Source organism: Neisseria sp., assembly GCF_030523955.1.
Classification (GTDB): Bacteria; Pseudomonadota; Gammaproteobacteria; order Burkholderiales; family Neisseriaceae; genus Neisseria.
Genome location: NZ_JAUNHL010000063.1, coordinates 1 through 16,275 on the forward strand (window position 1 = coordinate 1; position 16,275 = coordinate 16,275).

Consider the following 16,275-nt stretch of genomic DNA (forward strand, 5'->3'; position numbering starts at 1 on the left):
TCGCCGCCATCAAAGAATGCGGCGGCAGCGGCGTGATGATTACCGGCAGCCACAACCCGCCCGATTACAACGGCTTCAAAATGATGCTGGCTGGCGACACCCTAGCCGGCGAAGCCATTCAAGAATTACTGGCCGCCATCCAAAACGACCAATTCGTCTCCGGCAACGGCAGCCTTACCGAACAAAACGTCGCCGCCGACTACCAAGCCGCCATTGTCGACCACATCAAACTTGCCCGCCCGATGAACATCGTTATCGATGCCGGCAACGGCGTACCCGGCGCTTACGCCGGCGATCTGTTCCGCGCATTAGGCTGCCAAGTTACCGAACTTTTCTGCGAAGTAGACGGCAACTTCCCCAACCACCACCCCGATCCCGCCAAACCGGAAAACCTGCAAGACCTGATCAAAGCGCTGCAAAACAGCGATGCCGAAATCGGCTTGGCTTTCGACGGCGACGGCGACCGCTTGGGCGTAGTCACCAAAGACGGCCACATCATCTACCCCGACCGCCAGCTGATGTTGTATGCACAAGATGTACTCAGCCGCAATCCGGGCGCAAAAGTGATTTTCGACGTCAAATCCACCCGCCTTCTGGCACCGTGGATCAAAGAGCACGGCGGCGAGCCGATTATGGAAAAAACCGGCCACAGCTTCATCAAATCCTCAATGAAGAAAAACGGCGCCCTGCTCGCCGGCGAAATGAGCGGCCATACCTTCTTCAAAGAACGCTGGTTCGGTTTCGACGACGGCCTCTATACCGGCTGCCGTCTGCTGGAAATCCTGTCGCGCAGCGACAATCCTTCCGCCGTACTCAACGCACTGCCGGAGAGCACCTCTACCCCCGAGCTGAACATCTACCTGCCCGAAGGCAGCAACGGCCACCAAGTGATTGCCGAATTGGCCGAACATGCCCAATTTGAAGGTGCACAGGAAATCATTACCATCGACGGCCTGCGCGTAGAATTCGCCGACGGCTTCGGCCTGATGCGCGCCTCCAATACCACGCCGGTACTGGTGCTGCGCTTCGAAGCCGACGACCAAACCGCCCTCGACCGCATTCAGCAGCAGTTCAAGGCCTTGGTTGAAAGCAAACCCGGCTTGGCTTGGCCCTCAAAATAATCCGGTATTTCATTAAAAATAAATGCCTGTCTGAAAACCAATTCTGTTTTTCAGACAGGCATTTATTTCTCCCGCGCCACACCTTATCAAGTTGACAGCACACGGATTTCAAGGGATAATCCGATAATTTTCCGGCAGCCGAAACGGCTGCTTGCATTTTCCGGCAACCAACCAAGCTTGGTGCCGCCCGTTAGGAGGTGATGTTTACATCACGGCGCGTATCCCGCCCCGCTTTGTCGAAATCGCGATACACAAACCATACTCTGGCCGGCGCCCCCCTATTGCGTTGCCGGCGTGAAAACATATTTATTTAGATTAGGAAACCAAATGCCTGCTATTCGTGTAAAAGAAAACGAACCCTTTGAAGTTGCCATGCGCCGTTTCAAACGCGCTGTTGAAAAAACCGGTCTGCTGACCGAATTGCGCGCCCGCGAAGCTTACGAAAAACCGACTACCGAGCGCAAACGCAAAAAAGCCGCTGCTGCCAAACGCCTGCAAAAACGCCTGCGCAGCCAACAGCTGCCGCCGAAAATGTACTAATCGATTCGATTCGTACCAGCAAATAAAAACACCGGAACACTTGTTTTTCGGTGTTTTTAATATTTAGAATGCCTGTCTGAACAGCAAACAAGAAAGCCGAACCATGAGCCTGAAAGAGCGCCTGAACGAAGACATGAAAACAGCCATGCGCAGTAAAGACCAACTTTCTTTATCCACCATCCGCCTGATTAACGCCGCCGTCAAACAATACGAAGTCGACGAGCGCACGGAAGCCGACGATGCCAAAGTGATTGCCTTAATCAGCAAAATGGTCAAACAGCGCAAAGATTCCGCTAAAATCTACGCCGATGCCGGCCGCCAAGACCTAGCAGATAAAGAAAACGCCGAAATCGACATTATCAACCGTTACCTGCCGCAAATGATGTCGGCCGCCGAAATCGAACAAGCGGTTGCCGATGCCGTCGCCCAAACCGGTGCTGCCGGCATGGCCGATATGGGCAAAGTCATGGGGGTATTGAAAACCTCGCTGGCCGGCAAAGCCGACATGGGCGAAGTGAATAAGATTTTAAAAGCCAAATTGAGTTGATTCTTTTCAGACAGGCATTAAATCCCGATATGCCTGTCTGAAAAAATATCCCGCCATGATTCCATCCGATTTCATAGACGAGCTGCTGGCCAAAGTCGATATCGTCGACATCATCGACGAGCACGTACCGCTGAAAAAAGGCGGCGCAAACTACATGGCCTGCTGCCCGTTTCACAAAGAAAAATCGCCGTCGTTTTCGGTGAGCCCCAGCAAACAGTTTTACCACTGCTTCGGCTGCGGCGCACACGGCTCGGCCATCGGTTTTATCATGGAGTATCAAGGACTGAGCTTCAGCGAAGCGGTGCAATATCTGGCCGACCGCGCCGGCATGGCGGTGCCGCACGTAAAAGGCAGAGCCGACAATCCCGAGCAACGCGCCGAACGCAAGAAAAAACAGCAAACACTGGAAGAAACCACCCAAGCGGCCGCCGATTTCTACCGCCAACAACTCAAACTCTATCCGGCGGCGCAACACTATCTGCAACAGCGCGGCCTCAATGCCGACATCATCGAACATTACGGCCTGGGCTACGCACCCGAAGGCTGGCAGCCGCTCGCCCAAGTGTTCCAGCCCTACCCCAACACCGCGCTGGTCGACAGCGGCATGGTCATCGACAACGAAGGCAAATATTACGACCGCTTCCGCCACCGCATCATGTTTCCCATCCGCGACCCTCGCGGCCAGATTATCGGCTTCGGCGGCCGCGTACTTGACGACTCCAAACCCAAATACCTCAACTCGCCCGACACCCCGCTGTTCGACAAAGGCCGCAACCTCTACGGCTTGTACGAAGGGCGCGCCGCCATCAAAGAAGCCGGCCGCATTTTGGTCGTCGAAGGCTATATGGACGTGGTGGCGCTGGCACAATTCGGCATCGGCTACGGCGTGGCCGCGCTTGGCACCGCCACCACCGCCGAACACGTCAAAATCCTGATGCGGCAAACCGACAGCATCTATTTCTGTTTCGACGGCGATGCCGCCGGCCGCAAAGCCGCCTGGCGCGCATTAGAAAATGCCTTACCCCAGTTAAAAGACGACAAATCGCTGCATTTCCTGTTTCTGCCCGAACAGCACGACCCCGACAGTTATGTCCGCGCTCACGGCAAAGAGCCATTCGAAGACGCGCTGCTTCACCAAAGCAAACCCCTGTCTGAATACTTCTGGGATGCACTCGGCGAAAACCTCAATCTGCGTACCCAAGAAGGCAAATCGCAGCTGGTGAAAGCCAGCGCGCCGCTGCTCGCACAAATCAACGCGCCGGCCTTGGGCTTTCTGCTCAAACAACAATTGAGCGAACTGGTCGGCATCGATCCGGCCAACCTCGCGCAACTGCTGGGTCAGGAAGCCCCCAAACGCGACAGCCGTCAGAAAAGCTATAAACTTCCCAAAGAAACTTTCCGCCAACCGCAAATGCCCACCCTGGCGCAAAAACAAATCCGCGCGCTACTGGTACACCCCGCTTGGGTAGAACACGTACAGCTGCCCGATTATCTGCCGCTGAGCGGCGATGCCGCCTGCCTCGCCACCCTCGCCGAAACCATACGCAACAGCCGCAGCGCAGCACCTACCGGCGCCCAAATCATCGAGCAATTACGCGGCAGCGAATACGAAAACATACTGTTCTCCATTTTGCGCAACAGCGAAGCGGCCACCGAACCGGACGGCGATAGCGCCGAGAGCGAAACTGAATTTCTGCAAGGCATGAAACGGCTGATTCAGGAATTTAAAACCACCCAAATCGATGCACTCAAAACCAAACACAGCCAAACCGGCCTCACCCCGGAAGAACAGCGTTTGCTGCTCAGCCTGTTGAGTGGCCGCTAACCAGGGGCTATTGATTATTTATTCAGCAATGCAAATCTTTTTCAGACAGGCATTCTTGTTGATTATCCGAGAGTTTCGTATAATCCGAAGCCTGCAATAAAAATACAAAAACGGCAAATATAGAGGCTTTTCACTTGTATTTACCGCCTATGTCCCTATTTAAAACGTAAACCGAATATACCGTTGCCTGAAAGCAGCCCGAATTGCTATCGCAGGCCGTTTATAGTAAGCCCACAGCCATGCGGATGCGGACCTCCTCGGCTACGCCGCCCGAGATAACTGAACCCACACCCCCATCGCAAGCTGTACATCATATAACGAGAATGTTATGGCCCCCCAAAATCTCACTCCCTACGACTCAGATAACGAAGATCAAGATAACAACCGCCCGCTAACCCCCGAAGAGCAGCGCGCCCGCTTGCGCCAGCTGATAATCCTCGGCAAAGAGCGCGGCTACATCACCTATGCAGAAATCAACGATGCCCTGCCCGACGACATGTCTGATGCCGAGCAAATCGACAACATCGTCAACATGATTTCCGGCTTGGGCATTCAGGTTACCGAAGAAGCGCCCGATGCAGAAACCCTGTTAATGAGCGACAACAGCCCCGGCATCACCGACGACGATGCTGTGGAAGAAGCAGAAGCAGCCCTCTCCAGCGCCGATTCCGAATTCGGCCGCACCACCGACCCCGTTCGCATGTATATGCGCGAAATGGGTCAAGTCGACCTGTTGACCCGCGAAGACGAAATCATCATCGCCAAAAAAATCGAAAATGCCCTGAAAAACATGATTCAGGCCATTTCTGCCTGCCCGGGTTCGGTAGCCGAAATTCTGGATTTGATCGATCAAATCCAGAAGGATGAAATCCGTGTCGACGAAGTAGTGGAAGCGATCATCGATCCCAACGAAGTGCTGTTAAATGAATTGGGCTTGGGTCATTTGGAAAACGCTTCCGACGAAGACGCTGCCGATGAAGACGAAGACAGCGTCGATGAAGAGGAAGACGACGATGCCGACGAAGAAGGCGACGGCGGTGCCATGGAAGGCACCAATCTGGAAGAATTGAAACAAAAGGTCTTCGAACATTTTGCCGTTATCCGCCAAGATTATGACAAAATGATTGCCGCACTGGAAAAACACGATAGCCAAAACGCCAAATATCTGGCCCACCGCGATGCCATTGCCAGCAAATTGCTGGAAGTGCGTTTCGCCACCCGCCAAATCGAATCCTTAAGCAGCAATCTGCGCCAACGCGTCGACCAAATCCGCAAACTGGAACGTGAAATTCGCGATATCTGCCAAGACCGCGTATTGATGGATCGCGATTATTTCATCGCCAACTTCCTGCCCAATGCCACCAATCTGAACTGGGTGGCCGAAGAAATCAGCAAAAACCGTGTATGGAGCGATGCCTTGAGCCGCTTCCAGCATGCCATTCTCGAAAAACAGAGCGAGATGGCCGAGTTGGAAAAACAAGCCCGTATCTCGATTGCCGAACTGAAAGAAATTAATAAAAACATGGTGGTCAGCGAAAAAGAAACCGCTGCGGCCAAACAGGAAATGATTCAGGCCAACTTGCGTCTGGTGATTTCGATCGCCAAGAAATACACCAACCGCGGCTTGCAATTCTTGGATCTGATTCAGGAAGGCAATATCGGCTTGATGAAAGCCGTGGATAAATTCGAATACCGCCGCGGTTATAAGTTCTCAACTTATGCCACTTGGTGGATCCGCCAGGCGATTACCCGCTCGATTGCCGACCAAGCGCGTACCATCCGCATTCCCGTGCACATGATCGAGACCATCAACAAGATGAACCGTATCTCGCGCCAATATTTGCAGGAAACCGGCGAAGAACCCGATTCCGCCAAACTGGCCGAACTGATGGAAATGCCGGAAGATAAAATCCGCAAAATCATGAAAATCGCCAAAGAGCCGATTTCGATGGAAACCCCCATCGGCGACGATGACGATTCGCATCTGGGCGACTTTATCGAAGACATCAGCAATGTTGCCCCCTCTGATGCCGCCATGTACTCCAGCCTGCGTGAAGTTACCAAAGACGTATTGGAAAGCCTTACCCCGCGAGAAGCCAAGGTATTGCGTATGCGCTTCGGTATCGATATGAACACCGATCACACATTGGAAGAAGTCGGCAAACAATTCGACGTTACTCGCGAGCGCATCCGCCAAATCGAAGCCAAAGCCCTGCGTAAACTGCGCCATCCTACCCGCAGCGACCGGCTGAAAAGCTTCCTCGACAGCGAAGACCACAAGCAGTAATACTCGGTATACATCGCAAAATGCCTGTCTGAAACATTCAGACAGGCATTTTTTATAGTGAACCCACTTACCGAATAACCATTCTGTCATACTTCGTAGCGAAATATAGTCGATTCAAATAAAATGTCCGGTAGAGCGCGGACGTTTTCGTCCGCTTTTTATGTATGATTCTGGATATTTTTCGGACGGGGACGTCCGCGCTCCAATATCGGAGTTTTATTTTAAATCCACTATATTAGGCTCCAACAGCAGAACCTGCGCAAAAACCAATTCCTGATTGATATGCAAAAATGCCTGTCTGAAAGCTTTTCAGACAGGCAGAGACCTTTGCGAAATACCAGCTACCCCATCCAAACGGTTACCTGAACAATCAAGGTAACCGTTTTTTCATTTTCAGACGTGTTTCTCGTCCATATTTCCCCCAATTAGCCCCTTTATCGGGGTGCCCATTGCCTTTTCAGGCAGCAGCAGGCACACGAAGCCTGTTGGCTGCCTTTAGCAGGTTCAGGCACACCGCTTTCAAATGGCTTTGCGCCAGCACTTTCCGTAAGCCAAAATAACGCGCTCTTTTACAGCCGAACTTCCGGTGCAGCGTACCGAAGGTTTGCTCGACCACATAACGCACTTTCGACAGCTGTGTATTGCGCTGTTTCTCATGCTCCGTTAAAGGTTTGCCCCGGTGTGCCTTTTGATTACTGCAATATCACATCCGATTTCAAATCAAATTTCGGAATGGGCACCCAAAAGCGGCTGCCACTGTCGTCTTCAAACTCATAGCGCCCCTGCATACTGCCCCACGGCGTCGATAAATAGGCTCCGCTGCTGTAAGCAAAATCTTCACCCGGATACAAAGTCGGCTGTTCACCGACCACACCGGCACCAGCCACTTTTTCAATACCGCCGTGCGCGTCAGTAATTTCCCAATAGCGCCGCCGCAACGTTACCGTTTCTTCGCCGCGATTCACAATCACAATATGATAAGAAAATACATAACGGTCTTTCATCATATTGCTTTGCTCGGAGACATAACGCGGTTCGACCATAATTTCAATATCATGCATAGGTACCGGCCCTTTCTACAACAACCCCATCAGCAGGTATAATACCGCCAGCGTAAAACCTGCCGCAATCGCATCATCCAGCATAATGCCGAAACCGCCGTGCACCCGTGCATCAAACCAGCGTATCGGCCAAGGCTTAAGCGCATCAAACAAACGAAACAGCACAAAAGCCGCCAGCCACCAAAAAACCGTTGCCGGTATCAGAGCCAACACCAGCATCATGGCTACAATCTCATCCCAAACAATGCCGCCGTAGTCTTGTATGCCCAATTCCCGTTCGGTAATCTCGCAAATCTTAATCCCCGCCACAAATAGCAACAGGCACAGCAGTACCAACCAAACGCCGGATATACCCAGCAAGAAACACAAACCGGTTAAGGGCAACGCCGGCAAAGTGCCAAACGTACCCGGCGCTTTTGGTGCCAGCCCCGTCCCGAAACCAAAGCCCAGCAGGCAAACGGGGCGGCTCAACAGCCAACTGAAAGTCGGTTTAAAATCAGCCAAAATGATCAAATCCTTTATGATTCAAATGTACGGAAGCGCCGTTAGCATCCACAATCTCCAAACAACCGCTATTATCCGTAATCCGGCCGATTCGGCTCACCGGCACACTTGCTGCCCGACTTGCCGCCAACACATGCTCCCGCACTTGCTGCGGTGCAGTAAACAGCAATTCATAATCATCGCCGCCTGCCAGTTGCAAGGAAAACAGTCGCTCGTCTGCCAAAACCCTACGCAAATCAGGTAACGCAGGTAATAGCGCCGCTTCTACGTGTGCTCCAACGGCCGATGCCTGCAAAATGTGTTCCAGGTCCTGCGCCAAACCATCCGACACATCCATTGCCGATGTTGCCACATTCAATAAATGCTGCCCCAATCCCACCCTCGGTTGCGGCCGATGTAATCGAGTACGGCAAGCAATATCCACCTCTGCCGGCAAACTTAACTTACCCTGTATCGAGGCCAAACCGGCCGCTGCCGCCCCAAGATAGCCTGAAACCCAAATATCATCACCGGGTTGTGCGCCGCTGCGGCATAACGCCGCCCCCTGCGGCAATTCGCCGATAATCGTTACATTAAACACCCAATCGCCGCGTGTGGTATCGCCCCCTATCAGCGTAATATCATATGCCCGCGTTTGGTCAAACAAAGTATCGCAGAAATCCTTCAACCAAGCTTCATCTAAGTAGGGTAAAGCCGCACTCAGCAATACCCACCGCGGTGTCGCCCCCATCGCCGCCATGTCTGAAACATTTACTGCCAGCACTTTATGCGCCAAATCACCTGCTGCTACATCGGTAAAGAAATGCCGGCCAGCCAGCAACATATCGCTACTAAAACACAAATCATAGCCCGACCGTGGCCGCACTATGGCCGCATCATCACCTATACCCAACACTACTTCGGTATCTGTTTGCTGGCGGCTCAGATAATGGCGTATAAAGTCGAATTCATTCATAACAATCAAATCGGCAACAAAGTACGGATACCGATTATAGCGGAATCAAATGATTTCCTACTATATCAATGCATCTTAACTTGAAAAACATGGCTGCATAGACATTTGTACAGCTTGCTGCTGCGTTTCGAAAACCACGCATCTAAACATCATAGCAAATTAACTTTCGCTACGTCGTTGCTACATCTCACCGTACTACTTATGCCGTACCATCTATACTGTTTGCAGCTCCTGCCCTTATGTCGAAAATGAGTTCAATCTCTAATAGCTACGATATGCCTGTCTGAAAATACTTCAGACAGGCATATCGATACGGTCATACATACCTTATATTCAAATTTGAAATCAAAAATAAGGCCCTGCATAGCAGAGCCTTATATACACTCATTTTATTATGAGCAATCGTTTAAACCTATTACGGTTTTTGGTAACCGTGAACACGGCTTACCGGCGGAGTAGGATGCCAACCAGGATCTACATCCGAACGCTCGCCTTGACCAGCTTGGCCCTCAGAAACCTGTTTAGTTACCAAGGTACGGATTTTTACGTCAACACGACGATCCGGCTCGATACAAGCAATGAGAGCAGCACGTCGTTTAGCTTTTGACACTTTCTTGCCCAATTTAGCCACTTCAGCTTCACAAGTAGCAGTCATGCGTGCTTGAGACTCACCCAAACCTACAGAAGTGATCTTAGTAGCCGGTACGCCACGGTTAATCAGGTAGTTAGCAACAGTGTTGGCACGATTTTGAGACAAGGTTTGATTGTACTCTTCAGAACCCATGAAGTCGGTATGACCTTCAACGCGTACAGATTCAACTCTAGAATCAGACAGACGACCAGCCAAGTTGTTCAGAGTTTCTGTTGCTTCAGGACGCAGGTTGTATTTATCAAAGCCGAACAAGAAGTTAGCTGACAAAGCAACGGTTTCGTCTTGGTATTCAGGAGCAGCAGGAGCTTGGGCAACAGCATCGCCACACTCTACGCGACCTTGAGTGTCCTTATTGAAGTAGTCATCGCGCCAGCACTCGTTGTAATCATTACGCACAACTTCGTGGCTTTGGCGGCTGATTACGTAGCCATCTTTACCATGCGGCTCGCTAGCCATTGCATTGGCAGAAGCGATTGCGGCAACAATCAAAGCACCTAATTTAAGCTGTTTGGTCATTATTATTCCCTCATCAAAAAATTGTCATGCAACGGAAGGGGGTCCATTACACATCACAATATACAGGCTGCAGTAAAACCTGCAGCAACTCGAATATCTCAGGTTTGCACTATAAAAACCAGAACGCAAACTGTCAAGAGCGAGCTGCCCGGCAAGCAACTGAATTACCTGCTTCCTAGTAATGAATCATGCCGAAAAATCAACTTCGTGTCATTTATTTACCGGCAATTCCTCTTTTGAGCTGATAATAGAGTTGTACAAAAACAACAAGAAATTTATTGTTTCGTATACATTTATTAGATAACCTGACTGATAGTATTAACAAAAACAAAAACTTTCATAAAATCTCCCCATAAGGTTCCGTGGTTACCTTGCAGTATATTACAATTGCAGATACTTTAATTGCTCGAAATTTTGCACAAACCATTAAGCGATATATTCATGAAATTACAACAATTACGCTATGCTTTGGAAGTATACCGCCATAATTTAAATGTTTCAGAAGCGGCGGATGCTTTATTCACTTCTCAACCAGGTATCTCCAAACAAATCCGTTTATTGGAAGAAGAGCTTGGCGTACAAATTTTTATCCGCAGTGGGAAGCGCATCGTATCGGTGACACAACCCGGCCAAGTAGTCTTACAACTGGCTGAACGCATTTTGCATGATGTACAGAGTATTAAAAATATTGGCAGTGAATTCACTGAGCAAAACAGCGGATCGTTAACGATCGCTACATCGCACACACAGGCGCGCTACGCGCTGCCCTCAGTGATTGCCTGTTTTCGCGAACGCTATCCCAAGGTAAGGCTCACTATCCTGCAAGGCAGCCCGGAGGCATTGGAGGAAATGGTTACATCGGGCAAGGCTGATTTTGCGATTGCCACCGAAGTTCTGCCTAACGAACATGATTTGCGCATGTTACCCTGCTCTCAATGGGTTCACGCAGTGGTTGCGCCGCAAGATCATCCTATTCTAGATGCACCTCATCCATTAAGTATAGAAACACTGGCCTCTTATCCGTTGATTACTTATGAATTCGCTTTCGCCGCCGGTAACAGCATCGCACGTACATTCCAACGTGCCCAACTGGCTGATCAAGTAGATATTGCGCTGGCGGCTGCCGATACCGATATTTTAAAGACCTACGTCAAACTGGGATTAGGTGTAGGTATTATGGCAAAAATGGCTTATGATCCCAAAACCGATCAAGACCTATACCTTATTGATGCCAGCCATTTGTTTGCGCCGTCAACAATCAGCATTGCGATGCGGCCGGATACTTATCTGCGCCGCTATGCTTATGATTTTATCGAAATGTTTGCTCCTCAGATGACACAAGAGCGAGTAGATAAAATCTTATACTCACCAGTGCAGGAAGACTTTTCTATTTGATGCAAAACAAAGAAAATCATGCCTGTCTGAAGCTTTCAGACAGGCATCGTTTCTTAGCAACTGTATCGCTGACTGACAAGCCGGTAACACAATTGCTAAATGGATATGGCTTTTTTAAAAACGAATCCGTTTTCCAAAACTATACCGCATGCATGCAACCTGCCACCATGCTGCGTAATGATTCGGGTTGCAACAATTTGATGTGTTTGTGCTCCACCTGCACCAAACCTTCATGATGGAATTTTGATAGCGTGCGGCTGACGGTTTCCAGTTTCAATCCCAAATAGCTGCCGATTTCTTCGCGCGACATCCGTAGAATAAAATCATTGGCGGCAAAACCGCGGCTGTATAAGCGTTGTGACAGGTTCAGCAGGAAGGCTGCAATCCGCTCCTCCGCTCGCATATTACCGAGCAGCAGCATCACACCTTGGTCTCGCACGATTTCACGGCTCATCAAACGCATGAAGTGGGTTTGGATACTGGGTATTTTCTGTCCGAGCTCTTCCATATTGGCAAACGGCAATTCGCACACTTCGCTGTCTTCCAAAGCCACAGCGTCACAACTGTGGGCTTGTGAACAGATACCGTCCATACCGATTAATTCGCCCGACATATAAAAAGCGGTAACCTGATCACAACCGTTTTGATTGGCGACGGTAGTTTTAAAAAAACCGGTACGAACGGCAAACAGCGAGGAAAACTGTTCTCCGGCACGGAACAGATATTCGCCTTTTTTCAGGCGCCGGCTTTGGCGGATAACTGCATCCAACTGTTCGAACTCATCAGGCAACAGCCCGACGGGCATGCACAACTCACGTAACGAACAAGTGGAGCACAGTGTTTTAATGGCTGGCGCAGACGTGTGTGTAGACATAATATAAGCAGCCCAAGTATTGATTCAATTTAATCTGTATAATTGATTTTTATCAAAGTATACACGCATTCTAGCAAACAAATATATTTACCCACAACATAGCTATGATTAGTATCATTCCCATTCAGCCAAACGAGCACCCCGAATTCGACCGCAACTTGATTGCCAGCTTACCCACCAGCGGCCCACGCTATACTTCCTATCCATCTGCCGACCGCTTTCACCAAAGATTTACCCACAATGAATATATTAAAGCACTAGAATCACGCCAGACAGGGGCACTCAATAAGCCGCTTTCACTTTATATTCACATTCCTTTTTGCAATACCATTTGTTATTACTGCGGCTGCAATAAAATCATCACCAAAGACAAAAGCCGCGCGGATGCCTACATCGGTTATTTGGAAAAAGAGCTGGATTTGCTCGCCCCCCACCTCAACGGCAATCTCACTCTTGCCCAGCTGCATTTTGGTGGCGGCACCCCTACTTTTCTTAACGATGAACAAATCGAGCGGGTGTTTGCCATGATACGGAAACACTTCCTGCTCATCGAAACCGGCGAGTATTCAATTGAAATCGATCCGCGCAAAGTCAGCCGCGACACTGTGCACCATCTAAGGGAGCTCGGCTTCAATCGTATGAGTATCGGCATCCAAGATTTCGATCCTAAAGTGCAACAAGCAGTCAACCGCATCCAGTCGGTCGAAGAAACCCGTGAAGTGATTGATGCGGCACGCGAAGCGGGGTTTAAATCCGTGAGCGTAGATTTGATATATGGTCTGCCGCACCAATCAATCGAGAGCATCAAGCCTACTCTGGAAACCGTGTTATCTCTTAACCCCGACCGGCTGGCGCTTTACCACTATGCCCACCTCCCCCATCTGTTCAAACCGCAACGCCGCATCGATACCGACAGTGTGCCAAACAGCGAAGAAAAGTTGGATATTCTGCAATATGCAGTGCAAACGCTAACGGATAAAGGCTATGTATTTATCGGCATGGACCATTTCGCCAAGCCGCAAGACGATCTTGCCATCGCCCTGCGCGAAGGTTGGTTGCAACGCAACTTCCAAGGCTATTCCACTTACGCCGACAGCGATTTGCTTGCTATCGGGGTATCCAGCATAGGCAAAATCGGCAGCACCTATGAACAAAACGAAAAAGACATTGACGCCTATTATCAAGCACTCGATGAAGGCCGGTTACCGATTATGCGCGGTTACCAACTCAACCAAGACGACTTACTGCGCCGCAATATTATTCAAGACCTAATGTGCCGCTTCGCCTTGGATTTCAGTGTTTATGAACAAGCTTTTAACTTGCAGTTTGAACAATACTTCCAAGCAGAAATAGCCGATTTGCAAAAACTGGCCGCTCTAGGCTTGATAACGCTACACTGCCACGGTCTGAAAGTTACCCCGAAAGGTCGTTTCCTGATTCGTAATATCGCCATGGTATTTGACTATCATCTGCGCCACCGGGAAACACAGGCAACTTATTCGAAAACGGTGTAAAGCCTTTCCAATAAGCAACTCCTGTCTGAAAAGTTTTTCAGACAGGAGTTGCTTACCTCAGATGCATTATCAATAATGATAACGCTTGCTTTCATACTGCATCCGTGCCCGCACCATTAAACTGAAGGCCACAGCCACCCCGATTGCCAGCGACACCGCCAAGGCATAATAAGTCAATACCTCCTCAAACGGCAACGCACCATTCCAAGCACGCGCTATGCCGAGCAAGCACGCAAAAATCCAACTGGACGAACTGATACCGCCGACCACCGCCATTTGCAGCATAAATGACAGAGGATATTCCGACAGCACCGAACCTTCCTGCACATGCTTATCCAAACGGTGTACCAAATACCCGTTTAAGGTCAATACGCCGACACAAACAAATTTGACCCACAGCTTCTCATTATCCATATAAGCCGGGTTCACATGCATGCCGTACCATACCAGCAAACCACCGGTAACATACAATAGCAACAAGCCCCAGCAAGCAATTTTCTTAGTTTCCCCTATGGTCGCCACCACCGATCGGCTCAAAGGACGGGTATAGTTCTTCAGAACCAGATAATCGGTGCGGATAACTTGCGACAATACCAATGCCGCTAACAAAAAGTGAAAAAATACCAACGCTGTTTTAGCATAGATTTCCATAAGACTTTCCTCATTAAGCAATAATTAAAATATTTCTTTAGTTATTTTTTCAAAAATAATAATTATTCACAAACTGTAGTATTGAGTTATATATTGTAAATTATAGTATCAATTAAGGAACTTTTAATTATTTTTTGAAATATGGTCGCTTAATCATTTAAATGTCATTTCACAATGTTTTCCTTGAGAAATTTAACTGGCGTATCTGCTCCCAAAATGCCCACTAAGTGCCATCAAATTTGATAAATATCAACAAAATAGACTACACCTACTTACAAGCCCTCTTCCATTTTTGAATAGATTAAACATTTACCCGGCTGCTCCACGCACATCTTGCAAATTCCGCTATTTGCGCTAACATTCCACATCAAACCTCCAAGCCAAACAGAAATTTATGAACAATATCCAAGAATACGTCCGCAGCCGCGCGGCAGCCGCCAAAAACGCGTTTTACCAATTGGCCGCGGCCGGTACCGAACAAAAAAACCGTGCATTATTGCGCATGGCCGAATTAATCGAAGCGCACAAAAGCGAGATACTCGCCGCCAACCAAGCCGATATGCATACCGCAACAGCCAAAGGCTTAGACAGCGCCCTGCTCGACCGCCTGAAGCTCACCGAAAACACCGTCGCTTCGATGTGCAAAGGTCTGCGTCAGGTTGCCGCGCTGCCGGATCCGGTGGGCGAAATGGACGAATTCCGCAGCCGCCCCAACGGTTTGCAAATCGGCAAAATGCGTGTACCGCTCGGCGTTATCGGCATCATTTACGAATCGCGCCCGAATGTAACGGTAGACGCCGCCGCTCTGTGTTTGAAATCCGGCAATGCTTGCGTATTGCGCGGTGGCAGCGAAGCTTTAAACAGCAATCTGGCCATCGCCAAACTGATTGAGCAAGCCTTGGCAGAGAGCGGCCTGCCACCGGCCGCCGTCAGCTTTATCGAACACACCGACCGTGAAGGCGTCGGTACCATGCTGCAAAGTCCTGACTTAATTGACGTCATCATCCCGCGCGGCGGTAAAAACCTAGTTGCCCGTATCGCCGCGGAAGCGCGCGTACCGGTTATCAAACATCTCGACGGCATCTGCCATGTGTACATCGACCAAGCCGCCGACCGCGAAAAAGCAATCAACATAGCCTTTAATGCCAAAACCTCGCGTTACGGCACCTGCAACACCATGGAAACGCTGCTGGTCCACCAACAACGGGCCGCAGAAATTCTGCCGCTTTTGGCAGAAAAATACGCTGAAAAATCGGTAGAACTGCGCGGTTGCCCGCGTACTTTGGAAATTCTGCCCGGCATCGATGCCGCCACGCCTGAAGACTGGGAAACCGAATATCTCGCACCGATATTGGCCGTCAAAGTGGTAGACAGCCTCGCCGACGCCATCGCCCACATCAATACCTACGGCTCGCACCACACCGACAGCATCGTTACCGAATCCTACACCGACGCGCAGACCTTCCTGCGCATGGTAGACAGCGCCAGCGTCATCGTGAACGCCTCCACCCGTTTCGCCGACGGCTTCGAATTCGGCCTCGGCGCGGAAATCGGTATTTCCACCGATAAAATCCACGTACGCGGCCCGGTCGGCCTGCAAGGTTTAACCAGCCAGAAATGGGTGGTGTTGGGCAACGGCCAAATTCGTACTTAAACAGACATAACGAATGGTTCAATTAAATGCCTGTCTGAAAGACACAACACTTTCAGACAGGCATTGTTTGCATTTCCTGCGTTCCAAGCACAAAGTAAATACCTGAAACACACTGGTTTTATTACTCTTGAATTGACAATCTAAGTGCAACAAATGCGAAGAGGTGCCCATAAAGCAGT

At 49.8% G+C, this 16,275-nt stretch carries 14 protein-coding genes and 1 pseudogene; 8 read left to right on the forward strand and 7 right to left on the reverse strand.

Going from position 1 to position 16,275, the window contains the following annotated elements:
- From Q4C79_RS11270 to rpoD, 5 genes are all read left to right on the forward strand, one after another.
- Nucleotides 1-1,121, forward strand: a 1,121-nt coding sequence (locus Q4C79_RS11270) for a phosphomannomutase/phosphoglucomutase (protein ID WP_303091118.1), incomplete at its 5' end; no start/stop codon positions are given.
- A 327-nt stretch (nt 1,122-1,448) separates the two neighbouring features.
- The gene (gene rpsU, locus Q4C79_RS11275) at nt 1,449-1,661 is read left to right on the forward strand and encodes a 30S ribosomal protein S21 (protein ID WP_003680926.1); all 213 of its coding nucleotides are present in this window, start codon (nt 1,449-1,451) and stop codon (nt 1,659-1,661) included.
- A gap of 103 nt (nt 1,662-1,764) precedes the next feature.
- Nucleotides 1,765-2,208 carry a GatB/YqeY domain-containing protein gene (locus tag Q4C79_RS11280; protein ID WP_303091119.1) on the forward strand — a complete coding sequence of 148 codons (444 nt, stop codon included), beginning with the start codon at nt 1,765-1,767 and terminating at the stop codon, nt 2,206-2,208.
- A gap of 55 nt (nt 2,209-2,263) precedes the next feature.
- Nucleotides 2,264-4,033, forward strand: coding sequence for a DNA primase (dnaG, locus tag Q4C79_RS11285; protein WP_303091120.1), 1,770 nt, complete (start codon nt 2,264-2,266; stop codon nt 4,031-4,033).
- Nucleotides 4,034-4,361: 328 nt separating this feature from the next.
- Nucleotides 4,362-6,320: an RNA polymerase sigma factor RpoD gene (gene rpoD, locus Q4C79_RS11290; protein ID WP_303091121.1), complete on the forward strand. Its 1,959-nt coding sequence runs from the start codon at nt 4,362-4,364 to the stop codon at nt 6,318-6,320.
- A gap of 457 nt (nt 6,321-6,777) precedes the next feature.
- Here rpoD and Q4C79_RS11295 read toward each other — a convergent pair.
- The 5 genes and pseudogenes from Q4C79_RS11295 to Q4C79_RS11315 form a co-directional block, all read right to left on the reverse strand.
- Nucleotides 6,778-7,008, reverse strand: a pseudogene (locus tag Q4C79_RS11295) (transposase); the annotation flags it as partial.
- A gap of 4 nt (nt 7,009-7,012) precedes the next feature.
- Nucleotides 7,013-7,381 (reverse strand): Co2+/Mg2+ efflux protein ApaG, encoded by a 369-nt coding sequence (apaG, locus tag Q4C79_RS11300; protein ID WP_303091122.1) that lies wholly within the window; start codon nt 7,379-7,381, stop codon nt 7,013-7,015.
- Between the two features lie 15 nt (nt 7,382-7,396).
- Nucleotides 7,397-7,885, reverse strand: coding sequence for a phosphatidylglycerophosphatase A (locus Q4C79_RS11305; protein WP_303091123.1), 489 nt, complete (start codon nt 7,883-7,885; stop codon nt 7,397-7,399).
- The gene (gene thiL / locus Q4C79_RS11310) at nt 7,878-8,840 is read right to left on the reverse strand and encodes a thiamine-phosphate kinase (RefSeq protein WP_303091124.1); all 963 of its coding nucleotides are present in this window, start codon (nt 8,838-8,840) and stop codon (nt 7,878-7,880) included. Before thiL ends, Q4C79_RS11305 begins: the two co-directional genes overlap by 8 nt.
- 415 nt (nt 8,841-9,255) lie before the next feature.
- On the reverse strand, nt 9,256-10,008 hold the full coding sequence (locus Q4C79_RS11315; protein ID WP_303091125.1) for an OmpA family protein: 753 nt from the start codon (nt 10,006-10,008) through the stop codon (nt 9,256-9,258).
- Nucleotides 10,009-10,449: 441 nt separating this feature from the next.
- Here Q4C79_RS11315 and Q4C79_RS11320 point away from each other — a divergent pair, with 441 nt between their 5' ends.
- Nucleotides 10,450-11,403 carry a CysB family HTH-type transcriptional regulator gene (locus Q4C79_RS11320; RefSeq protein WP_303091126.1) on the forward strand — a complete coding sequence of 318 codons (954 nt, stop codon included), beginning with the start codon at nt 10,450-10,452 and terminating at the stop codon, nt 11,401-11,403.
- 139 nt (nt 11,404-11,542) lie between these two features.
- Here Q4C79_RS11320 and fnr read toward each other — a convergent pair whose 3' ends face one another.
- Nucleotides 11,543-12,277, reverse strand: a complete 735-nt coding sequence (gene fnr, locus Q4C79_RS11325) for a fumarate/nitrate reduction transcriptional regulator Fnr (RefSeq protein ID WP_303091127.1) — start codon at nt 12,275-12,277, stop codon at nt 11,543-11,545.
- 104 nt (nt 12,278-12,381) lie between these two features.
- On the opposite strand from fnr, the gene hemN reads away from it, so the two are divergent.
- A complete protein-coding gene (hemN, locus tag Q4C79_RS11330; RefSeq protein WP_303091128.1) occupies nt 12,382-13,791 on the forward strand; it encodes an oxygen-independent coproporphyrinogen III oxidase in 1,410 nt (469 codons plus the stop codon).
- A 69-nt stretch (nt 13,792-13,860) separates the two neighbouring features.
- On the opposite strand, the gene Q4C79_RS11335 is transcribed toward hemN, so the two are convergent.
- On the reverse strand, nt 13,861-14,442 hold the full coding sequence (locus Q4C79_RS11335; RefSeq protein WP_303091129.1) for a hypothetical protein: 582 nt from the start codon (nt 14,440-14,442) through the stop codon (nt 13,861-13,863).
- Nucleotides 14,443-14,836: 394 nt separating this feature from the next.
- Between Q4C79_RS11335 and Q4C79_RS11340 the strand changes: the two genes are divergently transcribed.
- Nucleotides 14,837-16,096 carry a glutamate-5-semialdehyde dehydrogenase gene (locus Q4C79_RS11340; RefSeq protein WP_303091130.1) on the forward strand — a complete coding sequence of 420 codons (1,260 nt, stop codon included), beginning with the start codon at nt 14,837-14,839 and terminating at the stop codon, nt 16,094-16,096.
- The last annotated feature ends 179 nt before the right edge of the window (nt 16,097-16,275 follow it).

Bases quoted from the DNA above. Each gene is read 5' to 3' on its own strand.
- hemN (WP_303091128.1), top strand. From the start codon at position 12,382: ATGATTAGTATCATTCCCATTCAGCCAAACGAGCACCCCGAATTCGAC.
- Q4C79_RS11335 (WP_303091129.1), bottom strand. From the start codon at position 14,442: ATGGAAATCTATGCTAAAACAGCGTTGGTATTTTTTCACTTTTTGTTA.
- fnr (WP_303091127.1), bottom strand. From the start codon at position 12,277: ATGTCTACACACACGTCTGCGCCAGCCATTAAAACACTGTGCTCCACT.
- Q4C79_RS11315 (WP_303091125.1), bottom strand. From the start codon at position 10,008: ATGACCAAACAGCTTAAATTAGGTGCTTTGATTGTTGCCGCAATCGCT.
- rpsU (WP_003680926.1), top strand. From the start codon at position 1,449: ATGCCTGCTATTCGTGTAAAAGAAAACGAACCCTTTGAAGTTGCCATG.
- Q4C79_RS11280 (WP_303091119.1), top strand. From the start codon at position 1,765: ATGAGCCTGAAAGAGCGCCTGAACGAAGACATGAAAACAGCCATGCGC.
- Q4C79_RS11340 (WP_303091130.1), top strand. From the start codon at position 14,837: ATGAACAATATCCAAGAATACGTCCGCAGCCGCGCGGCAGCCGCCAAA.
- dnaG (WP_303091120.1), top strand. From the start codon at position 2,264: ATGATTCCATCCGATTTCATAGACGAGCTGCTGGCCAAAGTCGATATC.
- Q4C79_RS11320 (WP_303091126.1), top strand. From the start codon at position 10,450: ATGAAATTACAACAATTACGCTATGCTTTGGAAGTATACCGCCATAAT.
- rpoD (WP_303091121.1), top strand. From the start codon at position 4,362: ATGGCCCCCCAAAATCTCACTCCCTACGACTCAGATAACGAAGATCAA.
- thiL (WP_303091124.1), bottom strand. From the start codon at position 8,840: ATGAATGAATTCGACTTTATACGCCATTATCTGAGCCGCCAGCAAACA.
- apaG (WP_303091122.1), bottom strand. From the start codon at position 7,381: ATGCATGATATTGAAATTATGGTCGAACCGCGTTATGTCTCCGAGCAA.